Here is a 19,980-nt window from a genome sequence, read left to right as displayed (position 1 = left end):
AATGCTCCGCGTGCGCTGCTTGAACCTTCGCGCTCTCCGCGTGCACCTTAGCGTCCGCTGCGCGAATCCCATTTCGGGCAACCTACCGTGCAGCCAGTGCCTGATTGATCCGCCGCACCAGCCCTGGGCCTTCGTATACCAGGCCGGAGTAGATTTGGACGAGGTCAGCGCCGGCATCCAGCTTCTCGATGGCATCCTCAGGGCTGCTTATACCCCCCACGCCGATGATTTTGAATGCGCCGTTGCTGCGCTGTGCCAGGTAGCGGATGACCTCAGTCGCGCGCGCTTTTACTGGCTGTCCGCTGAGCCCTCCGGCGCCTATGGCTTCCACTTTTGATGCGGGCGTGGCCAGGCCTTCCCGGCTGACCGTGGTATTGGTGGCAATGAGGCCATCGAGCTGCGTTTCCCGGGCAATATCAAGGATGTCATCCAGTTGCCCATCGGTGAGGTCCGGAGCGATTTTGAGAAGTAGGGGCTTAGGGGCCGGCTTAGCCCGGTTGAGATCCTGCAACAGCTGAAGCAGCTTTGACAGGGGCTCTTTTTCCTGAAGGTCGCGCAAATTGGGCGTATTGGGCGAACTGACGTTGACCACGAAATAGTCGACGTAGGGAAATAACGCTTCGAAGCATTTGACGTAATCATCAGCCGCCTGCTCATTGGGGGTCACTTTGTTTTTGCCAATATTGCCGCCAATGATAACGCCTTTGGGCTTGCCGTACCGCTTTAGGCGTTCCACCAGCGCTTCCACGCCATCGTTGTTGAAGCCCATCCGGTTGATGAGGCCCTCGTCAGCCGGAAGGCGGAACAGGCGGGGCTGCGGGTTGCCGTCCTGACCCTTTGGCGTAACGGTGCCTACTTCAATAAAGCCAAAACCGAGGTTGGCCATCGTCTTGTAGTGCTTCCCGTCCTTGTCAAATCCTGCGGCGAGGCCTACCGGGTTCTCAAAAGTCAGCCCGAAGAGCTCACGGCGAAGGGCAGGGTGCTTATAGCGGTACATACGCCGCAGCAACGCGCCAATGCCAGGCACCGACAATCCAAAATTGAAAAGGCTAAGGGTAATATGATGGGCCCGCTCCGGCGAGAAGCGGAAGAAGAAAGGTTTGAGCAGGGATTTGTACACGGCTTTTAGTCGCAAAAATAGGCGATTGCGGGCATAAAAAAAGGCCAGGTAGCATTTTTCTACCCAGCCGGAATCATAATCCCAAAAACTATTCTTAGACAGACTTTTTCTAGAAGTCTGATTCGATTAAGTATCGTAGTTTCACAAATATACTTATTTGTTCATTTACTGCCAAATGAATTGGTCGCTCTGAACAAAAAAAGATGGAAAACCACCGGAATTCTCTCTTTTATTTAGAAGCACCTTCCTCAGCCCGCACGAGGAGCTGAAAGCCGTTGCCATGAATATTGACGATTTCGATGTTGTCGTCTTTCTTCAGGTACTTGCGCAGCTTGGTAACGAAGACGTCCATACTACGCGCGGTGAAGTAATTGTCTTCTCCCCAAATTTTGGTCAGGGCTTCGGAGCGTGGCAGAATGTCGTTCATGTACATGGCAAACATCCGCAGCAATTGTGCTTCCTTAGGAGACAGTTTGTTTTCTTCCTCCTCCGGGCCGTCCGGGTCGAATGTCAGGATACGTAAGGGGAAGTTAAAGTGGTACTTCCCGATAGTAAACTCCTTGATTTCTTCTCTTGGGTCGGCTTTAGCCTGACTACGCTTCAAAATAGCCTGAATACGGTAAAGCAGCTCTTCGGAATTGAAAGGCTTGGAGATATAGTCGTCGGCTCCAATTTTAAATCCTTTGACTACATCCTCCTTCATCGTCTTTGCCGTCAGGAAAATAATGGGCATGTCCTCATCCTTTTCGCGGATTTCCTTAGCCAGGGTGAACCCATCTTTCTTAGGCATCATGACATCAAAAATGCACAAATCATAGGTGCCTTCATTGTATTTTTCGAGCCCTTGCTCTCCATCAGTTGCCAGGGTGACGTCATAGTCGTGCATTTCCAGATAGGATCGCAGGACGTCGCCGAAATTTTGGTCATCTTCTACCAGGAGTATCTTATTTTCTGTCATAGTCGGAGGTTTTCTGTTCTGGAGTTAGTTTTTTTTCAGTCGGGTGCTGCACCATTTTTTACTGTTTGTAAGGGAAAAAGAGCGTAAAGCTACTGCCTTTGCCCAGTTCACTTTTCACATCAATCTGCCCCTGATGGGCGGTCATCATGGCTTTGACGTAACTGAGGCCTAAGCCGAAACCCTTTACATCATGCACATCACCGGTGTGTACCCGGTAGAATTTGTCAAAGATATGCTTGCGCTGCTCTTTGTTCATACCGATGCCCTTATCGGAGATGGTGACTTCTACGCCATTCGGGACGTTGCGGGTATGAACCGAAATCTCAGGCTTGTCTGGCGAATACTTATTCGCATTGTCCAGCAAGTTATTGATGATGTTGGAGATGTGGATATTGTCTCCCTCAATCATCGGGTTGCTGGCTTCCAGCTCTGCCCAGGCTTTACCATCTTTTTTTTCGACCTGCAGTCCGATGTTTTCTACCGCGTTATAAATAATGTCATGTAGGTTGACATCAGAAACTTTCAGCGAAAAGTCCTTTTTGTCAATCAAAGCCATTTGTAGAACTTTCTCTACCTGACTATTCATACGTTTATTTTCTTGTTTTATTATGTTGGCGAAGCGCCCAACCTTGTCTGCTTTACCCGCGATCATCGGGCTTGTGATGGAATCCGCGGCCAGGGAAATCGTCGCGATTGGCGTTTTGAACTCATGCGTCATGTTATTAATGAAGTCCGTTTTCATGGACGAGAGCTTCTTTTGCCGGAAAATCACATTGATGGTATAAGCGAAGCAAAAGAGAATGATGGTAGTGAAAATGATGGACCCTAAGAAGTTGAGCCACAGGGACCGCCAGACAAAACTGGTACGTTGCGGAAAGTGGATCATTAGCATGCCGGGCGCCGTCGTGTCTTCTGGAAACAGGTCCACTTTATAGCGGGAGTTAAAAATGGTCCTGAAGCCCGGCAGGATTTCCTTTGGCTGATCGTCCTCTACCACGTAGTGCCCGTCAGCGATAATAAAGCTGTTTTTTTCTCTGGAAAAAACGCCGTAACTGTATTCGGTATCTATACCCCGGTTAGAAAGTTCCTGCTTAAGAAATTTGTCCAGCTTTTTTAACTTAATACGCTCTTCTAACGGAATCCCCCGAGCGCTTTGTTCGAAAATCACCATTAACTTGCGATAAGTGTCCTTTCGTTTACGGCATTCGGGAGAGTTACAGTCGTTCAGTAGCTCTGCCGTAAGCCAGTTGAGCCATGCACCACGGCTCACCTGATTGCCGCCGTTAGCAATATCGGAGGGGCCCCAGTTGAAGTTAGGGGGCAAATTGCCAGGCAGGTCAAGTTTTGTCCCGGTGGCTTCCTGATAATAAGCGGTTTGGAAGCCATTCAGCGAGTATTCAAGCACCTCTTGGCTTTCTTCGGTCTCCAGCCTGCGCGTCACGGCATTAAGCGCGGCATAAATATTTTTCTCGAAGCGTTCTTCATTCACTGCAACGGCCGTGCGGATGAGGTCCATTTGTAAGATGACCACGCCCAGAACAGCGGCACTCATCAGTCCGATTATCGCCCAGATTGCTTTTTTATTCATAAAGAACGACCTTCTTGGTTTGTGTTTAGTAGGGGTTCTTATCTGAAGCAAATAAGAACTTTGACCTATCAAACAGGAACTTAACTCTTAAAGTTAAACATTCCTGTCAGGGCCACGTCGTGTTTAACAGACCTTTAACGCCGCAGGGTAAGATGGTGTTTTTTCTTACGGCAATCCGTTATTTTGTAATTTGGGCGACATTTTGGCTTGCATTAATAAATTCCCGATGATCTGTAGTTCAGAATGCAAATTCAATATTTTTTTTGGCAAGTGGTCAATGAATTTGAAGTATGTTTTTTATTTTGCTTTGGAGCAAAGCGCTGTTGACCAAAGAAAAGGCCCCATTAGTAGGGCGTCTTGTTAATTTATTTCTTTGCTGCCTACTGATTTGGTATATTTGCTAAAGTTTAAACAGTGAATTGTCCAAATACCCCAGACTTTAATGCTTTGCGCGCTATTGACCGAATGCCGTTCAGTTCCGTGTAAGGCGCCCCATCAAACCTTCCAGGGTAATCAAATAAGCACACACCTAAAAAAACATACCGCCCAAAAACACCATTACGGCGCTGCTTCTTCTTTGTATGCAACGATAATCTCCTCTGGAGATAACGAAAAAAATCATTTGGTTCGTTCAAGACTTTGATTGCATAACATGAAGAGAAATCTACTCCTTTGCCTTTTGACGCTGACTACTATCTCACTTTGGGCGCAGCAACCGCCCGGGCCATGCCCTCCTGGTGAGCCGGCCCTTGCCAACAACTGCGGCGCAGCGTGCGTACTTTGTGACTTTACGACGTTCACAAGTAATAACGACAACCCTAATACCGGGCAACAGGTGCCCCCTGATTTTTGCCCAGGCAACCCCATTCAGCCCCACAACGTGCAGTGGGTAGGCTTTGTCGCGGGCACACCCAACATATCCATGAGCGTGCTTGTGGAGAATTGCCAGGATGGGAATGGCCTGCAAATCGGGGTTTGGGGTACGTCTGATTGTACCTCTTTCAACCTCGTCTCACAGTGCTCTTACCAGGTTAACCCAAATACGCCTACGCCATTTAATATGACCGGGCTGACCGTTGGAGCGACCTATTTCTTCATTGTGGATGGCTTCGATGATGATGTTTGCGACTTCACTGTCAACGTTACTTCTGGTAGTACGACCGTGCCACCGGTATCTGGTTTGCCCAACATCGTGCCCAGCACCCCACCTCCTTATTGCCCGGGTAGTACCGTAACCTTCTCTGTCAATGGCGTCCAAAACGCCGGTGCCTACCAGTGGACAGTTAATGGCACCCCGGTTAACCAGGGCAACCAGGAGACAATTACGATTAACCTGCCAGATGAGACGGACTACACCATCTGTGTTACGCCAAGTAATGCTTGTAATGGTGCGGGCATCCCCAACTGTACCACCATCTCGACTACACCACCCCCAACCGAAATGATCACCGAAGTGATCTGCCAGGATGAAGCGCCTTATACCTATCAGGGCTCTCCGCCTTTTTTTGAAACGGGAGTTTATAACTTTTCCTATTTCCAGAATGGCTGTCAGCAACCGGTACAGTTGGACTTAACCGTCATTCCTCCTATCCCGCCTACCTTAATTACAGCAGAAATCTGTGAGGACGAAACGTATATCTTCCAAGGTACTCCGCTTAACCAAACCGGACAGTATGAAGAAACACTTATGACCGCAGATGGCTGTGATAGTACCGTCATTCTTAACCTTACAGTCAACCCGAACACCTTTCTAAATATAGGAGAGGTTTTCATTTGTGAAACCCTTCTGCCCTACATGGCCGGGGGGCCGGGCGGCGTGCCAATTACACAACCCGGGCCCTTTCAGGTGATACTCCCTAATGCCTTTGGATGTGATCAGGTCACTGTAGGATTTCTGACCGTTACATCACCCGATCTGCTCATTGTAGATACGACCATATGTGAGGGAGAGCTGGTCATAATCGGGGATATTTTTAACGGTGGTTCTACTTTTACCGAAACGGGCTTTTACTCCGGGAATTATACTGATCCCGGTGGATGCCAAAGTACTTTTCAGCTGGACCTCACGGTTTATGACCCGGTAACGAATATAGACACCACCATCTGTAACGGAGAGTCACTGACTGTGGGCGGCACTGATTACAGTGCGGGTACAACGGATTTAGAAATCACGCTCCCTTCCCAAACACCTGGGATCGATTGCGATAGTACCGTAATTTTGAACCTTACCGTTCTCGACCCTATCGAAACTTTTCTGGAAGAAGAGATCTGCGAAGGGGACACCGCTATGGTAGGCTCCGAAATCTTTACCACCACCGGCGAGTACACGGTTCTGCTGCAGGCCAGCAACGGGTGTGACAGTACCGTATTCCTTGACCTGCTCGTCAACCCCAACGTTGAAACAACAATCACGCCGGAGGTGTGCTTTGGAGATGACTTCGTGCTTGGCGACTCTACCTTCACGGCAACCGGTACGTATGAAGTACCACTGCTGACTACAGAGGGCTGCGATAGTACCGTTATTGTTGAGCTGACCGTCAAACCGGAAATTACAACAACGCTCGACGAATCCATTTGTGAAGGAGACGCTTTCACGGTAGGAGGCATGAGTTTTGATACCACAGGCACCTATGATGTGGTATTGACCGCAGCGGATGGTTGCGACAGTACAGTCACCCTGAACCTTGACGTCATCCCAACCGTATTTACAACGCTCGATGAAGAAGTATGTAATGGTGGCAGTTTCACAGTGGGTACTTCCACTTACGATGTAACGGGCACCTACATGGATACGCTCCCGGCAATAAATACGGGTTGCGATAGTGTCATCACCCTGAATCTTACCGTCCTCGACCCAATTATTGAGGACATCACCCGTAAAGTCTGCACCGGACAGGCGGTAATGGTGGGAAGCAGTACCTACGATTCGCCGGGCATGTATACCGATACTCTGATGACGCCTGAGGGCTGCGACAGTATCGTTAATTTGACGCTTACGATCGAAGATGTGATCCGTGATACGCTCTCTACCTCAATTTGTGAAGGGGAAGTCTTCACCGTAGCCGGTACCGATTACGATGCGACCGGGCTTTATCCTAATGACTTTGTTACGGCTTCGGGCTGTGATAGCGTGTTCTATTTGGACCTAACGGTTGTCCCAACCCGGATTACGGAGATAGACAGCACCATTTGTGATGGGGAAAGTGTGACCATTCTGGGCAACGACTATACCACCACAGGCATGTTTGAAGACCTGACCACGGCGGTGGAAACCGGTTGCGACAGTATCGTCCGGCTCAACCTTACGGTGCTGAATGTCCCACGGACCGACCTCACAGCGTCCATCTGCGATGGGGAGGCCTATACGGTAGGCACCTCTAATTATACCACGACCGGTATGTACGCAGATACCTTGCAAGCGGCGAATGGCTGCGACAGTATCATCACGCTGGACCTGACCGTGCTTGATGTGCCGGAAATAGGTCTTACCGAGTCTATTTGTGATGGAGAAACGTATACTGTAGGGACTTCTGACTACACCGCATCCGGATTCTACACCGACACCCTTGTCGCGGCGAATGGCTGCGATAGCATCGTAATGCTGGACCTGACGGTACTCAATGTACCTGAGGTTGACCTCGTAGAAAGCATTTGTCAGTTCGAGTCTTACGAAGTGGGCCCTTCCAGCTACACCATGAGCGGCAGCTATGTGGATACGCTCGTTGCGGCGAATGGCTGCGATAGTATTGTCAGCCTTGAGTTGACGGTATTTCCCGTGAAGCGGGATACCCTGGATATTACCATTTGTAATGCTTCTTCCTACACGGTTGGTAACAACACCTACAATGTGGAAGGCACCTACGTAGATACCCTCAGTTCTAACCTGACGGGCTGTGACAGTATTGTTACCCTAAACCTGACGGTGCGCGACTTCTTCGAAATCAACCTGAACCGTACGGTGTGCGAAGGGGAGTCTTTCACAGTGGGTACAACGCCTTATGATTCTACCGGGATGTACTCCCAGACCTTCATTTCCGTGGAGGGCTGCGATAGTATTGTCAACCTCAATCTCACCGTCATCCCATTCCCACGAACCGACCTGGCACCTGTCATTTGTGAAGGGGATACCTTTAACGTGGCGGGCAATCCTTATTTCCAAACCGGTGTGTATATGGATACGCTGACGTCCTTTGTCTCGGGCTGCGATAGTATTATCACGCTGGACCTCACCGTCAACCCAACGCTGTTTACCAGTCTTACAGAAGAAATTTGCGATTACGAAACTTACACTGTAGGCACTTCGGTCTACAATACCACAGGGATTTATACGGATACCCTCAGTTCGGTGGTGACCGGCTGCGATAGTATCGTTACCCTGGACCTGACAGTGCACCCTACGCTGTTCACTGATCTGACGGAGGAAATTTGCGACGGAGAGACTTACACCGTTGGCACTTCTGACTACACCACGAGCGGAAACTATGTGGATACCCTTAGCTCAGTTGTCACGGGCTGCGACAGTATCATCACACTGGACCTGACCGTGTATCCCATCCCGATGACGAGCCTTATGGAAATCGTTTGCTTTGGTGATACCTATACCGTCGGCACCTCCACTTACGACACTACAGGCAACTTCGTGGATACGTTGACCTCAGCGGTGACGGGCTGCGACAGTATCGTCACGCTCGATTTGACGGTGCGGCAGGAAATCCGTACGGAGCTGGTGCAGGAGATTTGCGACTACGAGACGTTCTCCGTTGGCAACAGCACCTACAATACCACTGGTATGTATGCGGACACGCTCACCTCATTAGCTACCGGCTGTGACAGCATCGTTACGTTGGACCTAACTGTACATCCGACCTTATTCACTGAACTGACGGAGGAGATCTGCGACTACGAGACCTTTACGGTGGGCAACAGCACTTACAATACGACCGGCGTGCATGTAGATACCCTCAGCTCGGTGGTAACGGGTTGCGACAGCATCGTCACGCTGGATCTGACTGTACATCCGACCTTATTCACCGAACTGACGGAGGAAATCTGCGATGGGGAGACCTACACGGTGGGCGCTTCCGAGTATACGACGAGCGGTACCTATGTGGATACGCTCAGCTCAGCGGTAACGGGCTGCGACAGCATCATTACGTTGGACCTGACTGTGCACCCCATCCCAATGACGAGCCTGACGGAAATCGTTTGCTTTGGAGATACTTATACCGTCGGTACTTCCACCTACGATGCCACCGGCAGCTATGTGGACACGCTCAGCTCAATGGTAACAGGCTGCGATAGTATTGTTAGTCTCGACCTGACAGTGCGGGAGGAAATCCGTACTGAGCTGGTACAAGAGATTTGCGATTACGAGACGTTCTCCGTTGGTAACAGCACTTACAATACCACGGGTATGTACGCGGACACGCTTACCTCGTTAGCTACCGGCTGTGACAGTATCGTTACGTTGGATCTGACGGTGTACCCGACTCTGTTCACTGAACTGACGGAGGAAATCTGCGACTACGAGACCTTTACCGTGGGTAGCAGTACCTACAATACGACTGGCGTGCATGTAGATACGCTCAGTTCGGTGGAGACGGGTTGCGATAGTATCGTTACCCTCAACCTGACGGTGCACCCGACCCTGTTCACTGAACTCACGCAAGAAATCTGCGATGGCGAGAGCTTTGGCGTCGGCACATCGACCTACACGACAAGCGGCATCTTTGTAGATACGCTTAGCTCAATGGTGACGGGGTGCGACAGTATCATCACCCTCGACCTGACCGTGTACCCGATTGAAATGACCATGCTTACGGAGGAGATTTGCGAAAGCGAAACCTTTAGTGTCGGGTCCTCGACCTACAGCGAAGCAGGCAGTTATACAGATACGCTGACCTCGGTGGTGACGGGATGTGATAGTATTGTCATGCTCGATCTGACCGTTAACCCTGAGTACGAAATCACCTTGCAAGAGAATATCTGCGATGGAGAATCTTTCCCTGTCGGCGCGGAAAGCTTTTCGCAAACGGGCACTTACACGGTTCCCCTGACTACAGCTGCGGGTTGTGACAGCATCGTTACCCTTGAGCTATCCGTCTTCCCCTGCGAGCTGCAGTTTGCCAACGAAGCAACGGATGTCAGCTGTTTCAACGAATCCGATGGGGAGGTAGCTTTTGAAGTGCTGGTAGGTACGCCGCCCTATACCTTTACCTGGCAGGCGCTGCCGGGAGGGCTGCCCAATGGCAACGGCACTATTGATGGCAATAACCTTGAAGAAGTGATTGATCAATTACCGGCCGGTACCTATCGTATTGATGTGGTGGACAGCTCCCCATTTGAAATTTCCGGCAGCTTCCAGGTCGTAGTGGCACAACCAGAGCCGGTCGATATTGAGTTGCTGCTTTCCGAATACAATCAGTTCAACGTGAGCTGCGCATCCGAAACGGATGGCTTTATCAATGGTATTGTTACCGGTGGCATTCCACCTTACAGTTATACCTGGAGCAACGGAAGCCGCCTTGATGGCATTGATGAGCTTGGAGCAGGCACTTACAGCCTTACTGTTACGGACGCTAACGGTTGTATCGCTTCAGCAGAGGCAACGCTTATTGAACCTGAAGGCTTGAATGTCGCGCTGAGTGTTGCCGATCCCCTTTGCTTTGGCGATGAAGCAGGTGTGGTCAGTGTTGACGCAGTGGAAGGAGGGATCACTCCATATGTCTATGGTATAGATGGCTCTCCAATGTCAGGCAGCCCGCTGTTTACCAACCTGACCATCGGCTCACACCTTGTACAGGTGCAGGATGCGAATGGTTGTACCGATTTACAGGAGGTTATTGTCAATCAGCCGGAAGAGCTCATTGTTGATCTGGGCGATGATATAGACATCGAGCTGGGGGAAAGCGTAGAACTTTACGCAGAGACCACTAATGACGATATGATTGCCCAGTACATTTGGCGTATCGATACGGCTGCACGCCCCACTTGCCTGGACTGTGTGGATCCATTGATCACGCCGCAGGTGACGATGTCTTATTTCGTTACTGTAATTGATGAGAACAACTGTCAGGCAACCGATCAGATCACGGTATTTGTGGACAAAGACCGGGATGTTTACATTCCGAATGTCTTCTCGCCTAATGGAGATGGCAGCAATGATGTCTTCACCATCTTTGCGGGCCCTGAGGTAACCCGGGTCAACAGCTTCCAGGTTTACAACCGATGGGGCGAACCGATGTACGAAATCTATGGCTTCCCGGCTAATGATCCCCTCTATGGCTGGGATGGCACACACCGGGGCGAACTGATGAACGGGGGGGTCTACGTCTACGTTGCCGAGATTGAGTTCATTGACGGTGTTGTCGAATTGTACAAAGGTGATATTCTGCTGATGCGGTAATTGCCCTGTGACACCAATACACTTTGACTGATGCAAAAGCCCGGTTGCCATTTGGTAGCCGGGCTTTTGCATTTTGGGAGTAAAAGCATAGAGCCAGGTACTAAAAAAGAAAACCGGAAGCTTGCGCTGTGCAAACTTCCGGTCAACGATTGGTTCTTAAGTAAGCCGTTCTACAGATGGCGCTCAGCATGGTAGCTGGAACGGACCAAAGGGGCACTTTCCACAAAGTCGAAACCTTTGGACAAGCCAACTTCTTTATACTCGGCAAATTTATCCGGGTGGACGTATTCGACCACATCAAGGTGCATCTTGGTGGGCTGTAGGTATTGGCCGATGGTCATGACATCACAGCCGTGCTCCAGCAGGTCATCCATGGTTTTGTACACCTGTTCATCCGTTTCACCCAGGCCTACCATGATACCAGACTTGGTGCGCTTACCGTAATCTTTGGTGCGTTGTATTTGCTCCAGGCTGCGGTGGTACTTAGCCTGCGGGCGTACTTTTCGGTACAAGGCTTCCACGGTTTCCATGTTGTGAGAAACCACTTCCTGCCCCGCGCTGATCATGCGCTCCAGTGCCCACCAGGTCGCCCGAACGTCAGGGATAAGCGTCTCGATTGTTACCTCAGGAGTACGCTCTTTGATGTGGCGCACGGTTTGGTACCAGACTTCTGCGCCCCGGTCCTTTCGCTCATCGCGGTTGACGGAGGTAATAACAGCATGCTTCACCTGCATCAAGTCAATCGCTTCAGCTACCCGGCGCGGCTCATCCTCATCGTACTCCGGTGGACGGCCGGTCTTCACTGCGCAAAAAGAGCAAGACCGGGTACAGGTATTGCCCAGGATCATGAAGGTAGCGGTACCCGCACCCCAGCACTCACCCATATTCGGACAGTTGCCGCTTTGGCAGATGGTATGCAGGTTGTAGTCGTCCACGAGGCTGCGGACTTTCTTATAGTTAGGCCCGATTGGCAGCTTTACACGTAGCCAATCTGGCTTTTTACGGCGTTGTTCTTTGCTTTCTACTACAGGTAATTCCAGCATGGGAACCGTTTTTATGACTTTCGCAAAACCCGGATAAGGGCTTTACGGTAATGTATTTTCGATCAAACAACAGTCAGGGCAGGCTTATAGTTTTGGGAAGGATGGAGTTCATTGGGCTAATGAAAGTGTTCGGTGCACTTCGTTAAATCAACGTCAAAACACCCAAGTTTGCCACAGGACCTGATGCTGGCTGGGATCAATTGTAAACAGGCGTCGGCATACCACGCTACCAGCGCTTGCCCAGCTGCAAATTTACATAAAGATTGATAAAGAAAGGACGATTCTCGGTGTTAGCGACCTGCGGTGATTCGATCATAATAGGGATGGTGCGCGTAAAGACATCCACCATGACACCGGCTTCGACCGCTTTCACAAACTCATCGAAAGCGCCCCAGTCAAAGTGGAGGGCAAATTTGCCATGCAGGCCGGGTACTACTTCCAGTTCGCCCAACCCTTGGGCAAACCCTGAAGAGCCATAGATGCGGCTGATTTCCAAAAAGGTATTGGCGTTAGCTTCACTGTATTTTTCGCTGCGCACCACAAAGTTGTCGACGCTGCCTTGTTCTGCTGTACGGATGAGTTCGAGATAATATGGCTTTAGCAAACCAAGGGACGGGCCGCCTTCGTAAGTGATGCCGACCGCCACGCCACGCCGTTTGGCTTTTTCAGAAAGATAGCGTTTCTCGCCAAAGCCGGCACGAAGGACAAAAAAGTTATTCTGCTTGCCAAAAACAAAAGCCCGGGATACGCGGGCTGATTGCCGCTGAAAGTCAAAACTTTGCCGGTACTCTTTCGGATGCTTGATTTCACCAAACTCCACATTGATGTACCGGGTCAGGTAGTATGTTTTCAGCCGGGCAAAGTTAACTCCAAAGGCAAAACCGTTGGTTTGGAGCAATTTTAGATCTGCTGTGATTTCACGATCATAGACGATACCCTCTGACTCATCATAGATATTTTGATTCGTATCAAAGGTCTGTTGTGCAAAGAGGGGCACAAAGCTCAGCAGGAAAAACAGGAAAGAAACAGATCGTAACTTCAGCATACTCGGTTGTGGTAGTCCTGGCTCCGAAAGGTGGTTGGCAATAGGGGAATCACCTGACGGCGGCAGAAATGATAACGGTATTAATAGTACATTCTTTTGCCGTAAAGGTTCAATGCACTTCATTGGCAATTTCAGTAAAAAAGAGAAGGAGGATCGGCAGAAACTGGGGTCCTCGCGTTGTTTGTCTCAATTTATACAAAAATGCCAAATAATGCCAGTGCTAACGTGGCAGGAAGGTAAATTCTCTTTGCTGCTGATAGAGTGCTGCCGTGTTTTTGAGTTGCAGCGCCTTGCGCAGCTGCAAAGCTTCAAAAGTACAGCGCTCAATGGTCAGGCGTAAACGGGCGGAAGATCCGGGGACCATATGCACCGTCAAGTGGTAATACCCGTTGAGGACGGGGTGGGGGCTGTCGACAAAGCGGAACTGCACCGGGAATTGATCTGCAGGCAAGGCCATAAGCGTCTCCCAGATGCTATCCAGGATGGGGAAATCATCGCGCATGGAATGGTGCAAAAGCCAATGCCGCGGAAAAAGGGCTCCATCTGCCTGCAGGGTATAGCCCTGCCGGGACAGGATGAGGATTTGTTGTTGTGGCATATAATCGTTTTTGGGCGTCGGTGTTGGGGTGTTGTTGGTTTTTTCTTGTTTTTTAGTAAGCAACCAGTTCGCTGGCAATTTCCATGAATAGTGTTTCCACGTTTTCTCCGGTTTTGGCGCTGGTCAGAAAATCGGGGTTATGTGTCCGCTCCAGGATGATCAGCTCCTCCTCAGAGACCAGGTCTTTTTTGTTGCCAACAACTTTGATCAGGCAACCGGGCAGGATTTTCTGAATGAGTTTGAGGTCACTCTTCAGGTTATCGGCGGTTTGCTTTCTGGACAGATCGAAGACATAAATCACGGCACTTGCACCAAGGAAGTAGGTCTTTGGTACTTTCTTCTGAGATACTTCTCCTGCAATATCCCAAAGGATAAGCGAGAGTGGTTCGCCACTGACTTCCACTACTCGTTTGTCTACCTTAACTCCTATGGTAGTCAGGTACTGGTCACTAAACGTATTATAGACAAAGCGATGAAATAAAGAGGTTTTCCCCACCGCAAAACTTCCTGTTATCAGGACTTTCCTGCTGGTCATTAAATAAACTTTTTTACGCCCCCCGGCTGTTTGGCCTGCTCTTAAAGCTGACCCTGTATTGCCTCAGTGCTCAGAGGCATTGTTTTCATGAAGTATTCTTTCAGGGTTTTGCCCAGGTGAAGGTGCAGGGAGGCATCATCCGCCCTGATCTTCCGGGCCAGTTCGTTCTGAACAAAGGTAGCAATCTGATCAGATAATTGTTCCTGTTCTTTTGTCGTCATTTTACCTTCCACGGCGAGAGCAACGTAGTAAGTGTGAAAATCCCGTATCAAAATCTGATAACCCGCATATTCAATCAGCTCAAGCTGAGTAGTGCCACGCCGGAAGGCATCCACTACAAATGATTTTATTGCGGTGAGCATCCCTGCAATCAGCTCTTTGTCCACGACCTCCAGTGTGGATGCGCTTCCCAGCAAAAGGCCGGAATGCTGCTCAATGATATACGCCTCCCTTACCCGGGGCAAAGCTGCATTGCGCAGCACCAGGTCCGCCTCCCGAACGCCCCCTGCCCGAAAGAAACGGTCGCGCAAACGCGCCAGGAAGCTGCGCTCCAGCTGTTGTTCCACGTTTTCCCGGAGTTCCTGCAGCTGCTGGGCAATGTACTTGCGGATCATCGTGCCCATGACCGGATAGAGCATATCGATCATCTCTTCCTGGGATTCCCGGATTTTGCGTTCTACCAGCCGGTCGACTGCCAGTTGGTAGGCTTTGGGAAAGTGGGCTTCAAACTCGCTGAGCTGCTCTTCGATGATGGGGACCACCCGTTCTGCCAGGGGCTCCTTCTCCTCCAGTATGTTATGGATATGCGTGATCCGCTCCTGCTCCGGCCGGAGCAGGATGTTGCGCAACTGCTGTAAAGGGTCCGATTGATGTTCAGGCTGCTGGCTCACAGGCATCAGGCTTCTTCAGACATTTGGCTTATTTGCTGCCCCAGCTCGCTGAGCATGCTGCCCAGGCGGGCACGGTCGGCACTGCTGACCGTGTCAATCTTTCTGCCCAGTTCTTTACCCTGAGTATTGAGCTGAGCCTCCAGATGGTTCAGGCGCTGACTGATGCGGTCCTCTAGTGCCTGCTGTGCACTTTCCTGTTTGGCGATCCAGTCGTCAATGCGCTGCCCCAGCCGTTGCTCCAGTGCGTTGAGCGCTTCGTTGATTTGATTGAAGCGGGCATCGTACTCGCTCATTTGTTCCCCCATCAGGATATCCCGGATGGTGTTGATCTCCCCGAAGGTCGGTGTTTTCGTTTCAGCCATATGATCTGTTTCTTTTTGTGACCGCATTAATTGCAGTACTACCTTATTAGTTAGGTGTTGGGAAAAGGGGGTTTGTTTTGGCTGTTTACTTGCTGGACTGGGTTAGCCTTGAAAAATCATCCCTGTAGAATAAAGATAGCCATTCCATATTGGGAAAAGCAACATTTGTCCTATTTTCCTTACAGTTTCCACTATTTTTGAAGCATGAATCTACTGCTCTATACCAGTCAGGCCACCCCCAGGGTATGTTATGCCTGCAAGGTCCTGTTCGGGCATATCCTCGGGCTGCAGGTGGAAGTGACGGCAGACTGGTCCTACTTTCAGTCGGTCAATGCGGACAAAATCATTTACGGGGCTGCCGGTTCGGTAGGAAAAGAGCCCTGCCTGCCAGCCTCCTCCTTGCTTTTTGAGAAGGGCATCCATCCACAGCGGGTGAACATACGCCATTTCGAGGGCCGCCCCGCCGGTTTTTTCGTGCCTGGCAAGGCTAATGCCTTGCTGCCTTTCGACCTCCTGGCTTTCACCTTTTACCTGGCTGCCCGATATGAAGAATACCAGGCTTTTGAAGGCGATGCCCACGGGCGTTTCCCGGCAACAGGCAGCCTTGCCCATCGGCAGGGGTTTCTGCAACGGCCAATTTTGCAGGAATGGGGGGCAGTGCTCCTGAAACGGTTGCAAGCTTTTTACCCACACCTGCCCGACCGCCGCCCAGGGTATACGTTCCGGCCCACTTACGATGTGGATATGGGCTGGGCGTACCGCCACCGCCCGCTTTGGCTTCAGCTTGGCGGATGGCTCAGAGCTGCCCTGCAGGGCAACCATACGCTGCTTCGGGAGCGCCTGCGGGTGTGCCTGGGGAGGGCTCAGGACCCTTTCTATACCTTTGATGAGCTGGAGCGCCTGCATATCGAGCTGGAGCTGCGCCCACTATTTTTCCTGCTGCTCGGGCAGTTCGGCCCTTACGATAAAAACCTGCCGCCAAAGGGTAGGGCGATGCAGGCACTAACCCAAAAGCTGATCACCTTCAGCGATACCGGGCTGCACCCTTCTTACCGGTCGAATACCTCCCGAGCGCAGTTGCAGGCAGAAGTGGAGCATTACACCCGGCTTACAGGGCAGGCACCGCTGCGCAGCCGTCAGCATTTTCTCAAGCTAAGTTTTCCGGCTACCTACAGGCAGTTGATACAGGCCGGGATACAGGAAGACTACACCATGGGCTACGCTGATGCACCGGGCTTCCGGGCTGGTTTATCGGTGCCCTATCCCTGGTATGACCTCGAAGCGGAGGCGGAGCAACCGCTGCTCATTTACCCGTTTGCCGTAATGGATGTAACGCTGCAACAGTACCTGCAGCTTCCTCCCGGTCAGGCCATCGAAATGTTAAAGAGCCTGATTGATACCCTACGGGGCACAGGCGGTGTATTTATGCCGCTCTGGCACAACAGCTCCTTTGCCGCGAGCCACGGCTGGGCAGGCTGGGCAGAAGTACATGAGACGCTTTTGCGGTACGGCAGCACCAAAAGCTGAGCTTTTTTGTTCCTATTATGAGGGATAACCCCTATTTTGGTCGCCGCAGCAAAAATAACTTACATGTTTGATCTGAGCCAAACGCCTTCCATCGCGAATCAATTTATCGCCGAGCTTCGGGATATCAATGTACAGTCCGACCGGATGCGATTCCGCCGCAACCTGGAACGCCTGGGCGAAATCCTGGCCTACGAGGTCAGCAAAACGCTGGCCTATATGCCCAAAAGCGTTGCCACGCCCCTGGGGGAGGCAGAAGTAGCCCTCAGCGATCAGAAAGTGGTGCTGGCCACCATCCTACGGGCCGGCCTGCCGATGCATCAGGGCATGCTGCATTACTTCGATCACGCCGAAAGCGCCTTTGTCTCTGCTTACCGCAAACACCATAAAGACGGCTCCTTCGACGTACATGTGGAGTACATCTCCTGCCCGGACCTTACGGGCAAGACGCTCATCATTGCCGATCCCATGCTGGCGACCGGCGCTTCCATGTCCCTGGCAATTGAGTCCCTGCTGGAGCAAGGGCAGCCTGCCGCAATCCACGTAGTCACCGCAGTGGCAGCCACCGCCGGTGTGGAGCACCTGCAGCGGGTGATGCCGGAAGCCCACCTTTGGGTTGGCGCGGTGGACGAAGAGCTGACTGCCAAGTCCTACATCGTGCCCGGCCTGGGCGATGCCGGCGACCTCAGCTACGGGGAGAAGGTGCAGGAGTAGCGGCTTTTTTTGCTTATCTTTCCAGTTATGAAGTATCCGATTGGCATACAGGATTTCCGGGAGCTCCGGGAAGGTGGCTATGTGTATGTGGATAAGACAAAAACACTTTTTAATATTCTGCAACAGGGCGGAGGGTACTACCATCTCCATCGCCCCCGCCGTTTTGGCAAAAGCCTGCTGCTATCCACCATGAATGAGCTGTACCGTGGCAACCGGGAGCTGTTCGAAGGCTTATGGATCGACAATCACTGGGACTGGGAAGAGATGCAACGGCCGGTAATTTGGCTGAAGTTTAGCTCGTTCAAATATAAAGGTAACGACCTCAAAAAAGCGATACAGGAGGGAATAGAGGAAGTTGCAGCAGGACTGAATATTGAGCTTGATCACGGTGCGTTTGTCAACCCCTTGCAAGACCTAATCCAAAAAGCGTATAATCAGTACGGTCAAAAAGTGGTCCTGCTCATTGATGAATACGATAAGCCCATTATTGACTATCTGGATGAGCCCGGACAGGCTGAGGTCAACCGGGATATCCTTAAGTGGCTGTATTCCATCCTAAAAGACAGCGATCCTTACCTCGAGCTCGTTCTCATCACCGGCGTTTCTGCTTTCAGCAAAGTCAGTATTTTTTCTGATCTCAATAACCTCTACAATCTTTCCCTGGTAGCCGCTGCCCGCACCTTGCTTGGTATCACGCAAGATGAGCTGGAGCATTACTTTGCGGAGCCTCTGGCGCGTGTCGATAAGGCAAAAGTCCGGCAATGGTACAATGGCTATTCCTGGGGCGGTACGGAGAAAGTCTACAACCCGTTTTCTATACTCAGCTTTTTCCAGGGTGGGGGAGAGTACAGCAATTTCTGGTTTGAAACCGGTACGCCTACTTTCCTGATTCGGGAAATGAAAAAGCGAGCTTACTATTTCCCGGAGCGCATCGAAGTCTCGCAAAACAAGATCAATGCCTTTGACCTTACACGCCTCGATCCGATTTCCGTACTTTTCCAGACCGGCTACCTGACCATCCTGAAGTACGAGCCGGAAGACCATCTGTACACGTTGGATTACCCGAATATGGAAGTCCGCCAATCAATGGAGCAAAGCCTGCTGCACGAATACCTCGAAGGCCCGAAAGACCCCCTGGCAAGGGTGGCCGGGCTGCGCAATGCACTGCGGGAAGGCGATATCGAAGGTATGGTCCGCATCATCAATGCGCTGTTTGCCTCCATGCCCTATGATCTTTGGCCGCAGCAGCAAACCGAGCGTTTCTTCCACTTCATTATCCACCTCACTTTTGACCTGTTGGGGACCTACATCCGATCGGAAGTGCATACCGCTAACGGGCGCTGCGATGCCCTTGTGGAAACCGCCGATCGCATCTACGCCTTGGAGTTCAAACTCGATAAAAGCGCGGCAGAAGCCCTGCAGCAGATTTTTGATAAAGGTTACCTACAGCCCTATGCCGACTCTCCTAAACAGCGCGTTGCCGTTGGCATGAACTTTTCTTCGGAGGAACGGGCGGTGGTGGCGTGGGAAAGTGAGGGGATTTAAGGCCTGTTCATCTGAATATACTCTTCCTCGGTTACCCATTCTACCGTTTTGAAACGCTCGAAAAAGGCAGGCGCTATTGCTCTTTCTTCGACCTTTTGATACTGTTTGATGATAAACGGTCTTGCATCTGGAATCACATCAACCGGGGAAAATGATTTCAAGACCCAATGATAGCCCTGCTCCCTCAGTTCCTTTATCTCACTCCATTCGAAAAAATTTACCATGTAGTGTTCTTGCCTCAAATACGGTTGAAGCTCCGGGCAGTTGCAGTGTAAATGATGAGTCCGGTGGATACTCCCGACCGGTTTGTTCAAATCGGAATAATGGGACGACTCAACGATGACTTCCCGGCATTTATACCCTTCGAACAGGATATCTTCTTCCCCAACCGTCACAGACATGGTTTTTATGCCTACTGCCACCCAGGGATGCTGATTAACAGGCTTTTCCAATTCCACTTTCTGTTGATAGCCAAACTCGACATTTTTATCGATGACATATAAGCTATCCGTAGCCTTGTCCAGCAATCGGTACCTATAGGATAGTTGAAATCCATCATCAGCGGGCAGGCACTCCAACAGAATATACCGATCATTCACATAAATGTGAGCGTCCATTACGGACATGGATAGAAGGAAAATGATGGTTTTCAT

At 50.8% G+C, this 19,980-nt stretch carries 14 protein-coding genes; 4 read left to right on the top strand and 10 right to left on the bottom strand.

Translation table 11 applies throughout. The features are described 5' to 3' along the window. Positions 1 to 82: 82 nt before the first annotated feature. The 3 genes from MRY86_RS07350 to MRY86_RS07340 form a co-directional block, all read right to left on the bottom strand. Positions 83 to 1,120, bottom strand: coding sequence for a quinone-dependent dihydroorotate dehydrogenase (locus tag MRY86_RS07350; RefSeq protein ID WP_363325466.1), 1,038 nt, complete (start codon positions 1,118 to 1,120; stop codon positions 83 to 85). A gap of 229 nt (positions 1,121 to 1,349) precedes the next feature. After that, positions 1,350 to 2,078: a response regulator transcription factor gene (locus MRY86_RS07345; RefSeq protein WP_293570363.1), complete on the bottom strand. Its 729-nt coding sequence runs from the start codon at positions 2,076 to 2,078 to the stop codon at positions 1,350 to 1,352. A gap of 58 nt (positions 2,079 to 2,136) precedes the next feature. Further along, positions 2,137 to 3,666: a HAMP domain-containing sensor histidine kinase gene (locus MRY86_RS07340; RefSeq protein ID WP_293570362.1), complete on the bottom strand. Its 1,530-nt coding sequence runs from the start codon at positions 3,664 to 3,666 to the stop codon at positions 2,137 to 2,139. Between the two features lie 652 nt (positions 3,667 to 4,318). On the opposite strand from MRY86_RS07340, the gene MRY86_RS07335 reads away from it, so the two are divergent. Next, positions 4,319 to 11,071: a gliding motility-associated C-terminal domain-containing protein gene (locus tag MRY86_RS07335; protein ID WP_293570361.1), complete on the top strand. Its 6,753-nt coding sequence runs from the start codon at positions 4,319 to 4,321 to the stop codon at positions 11,069 to 11,071. A 170-nt stretch (positions 11,072 to 11,241) separates the two neighbouring features. Here the strand turns inward: MRY86_RS07335 and lipA are convergent, their stop codons facing one another. From lipA to MRY86_RS07305, 6 genes are all read right to left on the bottom strand, one after another. Beyond that, the gene (gene lipA / locus MRY86_RS07330; RefSeq protein ID WP_044220817.1) at positions 11,242 to 12,114 is read right to left on the bottom strand and encodes a lipoyl synthase; all 873 of its coding nucleotides are present in this window, start codon (positions 12,112 to 12,114) and stop codon (positions 11,242 to 11,244) included. Positions 12,115 to 12,340: 226 nt separating this feature from the next. Next, on the bottom strand, positions 12,341 to 13,159 hold the full coding sequence (locus MRY86_RS07325; protein WP_293570360.1) for a hypothetical protein: 819 nt from the start codon (positions 13,157 to 13,159) through the stop codon (positions 12,341 to 12,343). Between the two features lie 220 nt (positions 13,160 to 13,379). Further along, on the bottom strand, positions 13,380 to 13,757 hold the full coding sequence (locus tag MRY86_RS07320) for a hypothetical protein (protein ID WP_293570359.1): 378 nt from the start codon (positions 13,755 to 13,757) through the stop codon (positions 13,380 to 13,382). Positions 13,758 to 13,809: 52 nt separating this feature from the next. Continuing rightward, complete coding sequence (locus MRY86_RS07315; RefSeq protein ID WP_293570358.1) at positions 13,810 to 14,292, bottom strand: Rab family GTPase; 483 nt, start codon at positions 14,290 to 14,292, stop codon at positions 13,810 to 13,812. A 41-nt stretch (positions 14,293 to 14,333) separates the two neighbouring features. Further along, the gene (locus tag MRY86_RS07310; RefSeq protein ID WP_293570357.1) at positions 14,334 to 15,182 is read right to left on the bottom strand and encodes a hypothetical protein; all 849 of its coding nucleotides are present in this window, start codon (positions 15,180 to 15,182) and stop codon (positions 14,334 to 14,336) included. Positions 15,183 to 15,187: 5 nt separating this feature from the next. Further along, positions 15,188 to 15,544, bottom strand: coding sequence for a hypothetical protein (locus tag MRY86_RS07305; RefSeq protein ID WP_293570356.1), 357 nt, complete (start codon positions 15,542 to 15,544; stop codon positions 15,188 to 15,190). 204 nt (positions 15,545 to 15,748) lie between these two features. On the opposite strand from MRY86_RS07305, the gene MRY86_RS07300 reads away from it, so the two are divergent. From MRY86_RS07300 to MRY86_RS07290, 3 genes are all read left to right on the top strand, one after another. Continuing rightward, positions 15,749 to 17,071, top strand: a complete 1,323-nt coding sequence (locus MRY86_RS07300) for a polysaccharide deacetylase family protein (protein WP_293570355.1) — start codon at positions 15,749 to 15,751, stop codon at positions 17,069 to 17,071. Between the two features lie 63 nt (positions 17,072 to 17,134). After that, positions 17,135 to 17,782, top strand: a complete 648-nt coding sequence (upp, locus tag MRY86_RS07295; RefSeq protein WP_293570354.1) for a uracil phosphoribosyltransferase — start codon at positions 17,135 to 17,137, stop codon at positions 17,780 to 17,782. 27 nt (positions 17,783 to 17,809) lie between these two features. After that, positions 17,810 to 19,327 (top strand): ATP-binding protein, encoded by a 1,518-nt coding sequence (locus MRY86_RS07290; protein WP_293570353.1) that lies wholly within the window; start codon positions 17,810 to 17,812, stop codon positions 19,325 to 19,327. Here MRY86_RS07290 and MRY86_RS07285 read toward each other — a convergent pair. Beyond that, positions 19,324 to 19,980: a hypothetical protein gene (locus MRY86_RS07285; protein ID WP_293570352.1), complete on the bottom strand. Its 657-nt coding sequence runs from the start codon at positions 19,978 to 19,980 to the stop codon at positions 19,324 to 19,326. The genes MRY86_RS07290 and MRY86_RS07285 overlap by 4 nt on opposite strands.

Source organism: Phaeodactylibacter sp. (assembly GCF_022763345.1).
GTDB lineage: Bacteria > Bacteroidota > Bacteroidia > Chitinophagales > Saprospiraceae > Phaeodactylibacter.
Note: the sequence above shows the minus strand (reverse complement) of the source record. Positions and strands in the feature narration are given on the sequence as shown.

What these genes read in the sequence shown, in the direction of transcription:
- MRY86_RS07345 (WP_293570363.1), bottom strand. Translation starts at nt 2,078, where the DNA reads ATGACAGAAAATAAGATACTCCTGGTAGAAGATGACCAAAATTTCGGC.
- MRY86_RS07340 (WP_293570362.1), bottom strand. Translation starts at nt 3,666, where the DNA reads ATGAATAAAAAAGCAATCTGGGCGATAATCGGACTGATGAGTGCCGCT.
- MRY86_RS07335 (WP_293570361.1), top strand. Translation starts at nt 4,319, where the DNA reads ATGAAGAGAAATCTACTCCTTTGCCTTTTGACGCTGACTACTATCTCA.
- lipA (WP_044220817.1), bottom strand. Translation starts at nt 12,114, where the DNA reads ATGCTGGAATTACCTGTAGTAGAAAGCAAAGAACAACGCCGTAAAAAG.
- MRY86_RS07325 (WP_293570360.1), bottom strand. Translation starts at nt 13,159, where the DNA reads ATGCTGAAGTTACGATCTGTTTCTTTCCTGTTTTTCCTGCTGAGCTTT.
- MRY86_RS07320 (WP_293570359.1), bottom strand. Translation starts at nt 13,757, where the DNA reads ATGCCACAACAACAAATCCTCATCCTGTCCCGGCAGGGCTATACCCTG.
- MRY86_RS07315 (WP_293570358.1), bottom strand. Translation starts at nt 14,292, where the DNA reads ATGACCAGCAGGAAAGTCCTGATAACAGGAAGTTTTGCGGTGGGGAAA.
- MRY86_RS07305 (WP_293570356.1), bottom strand. Translation starts at nt 15,544, where the DNA reads ATGGCTGAAACGAAAACACCGACCTTCGGGGAGATCAACACCATCCGG.
- MRY86_RS07300 (WP_293570355.1), top strand. Translation starts at nt 15,749, where the DNA reads ATGAATCTACTGCTCTATACCAGTCAGGCCACCCCCAGGGTATGTTAT.
- upp (WP_293570354.1), top strand. Translation starts at nt 17,135, where the DNA reads ATGTTTGATCTGAGCCAAACGCCTTCCATCGCGAATCAATTTATCGCC.
- MRY86_RS07290 (WP_293570353.1), top strand. Translation starts at nt 17,810, where the DNA reads ATGAAGTATCCGATTGGCATACAGGATTTCCGGGAGCTCCGGGAAGGT.
- MRY86_RS07285 (WP_293570352.1), bottom strand. Translation starts at nt 19,980, where the DNA reads ATGAAAACCATCATTTTCCTTCTATCCATGTCCGTAATGGACGCTCAC.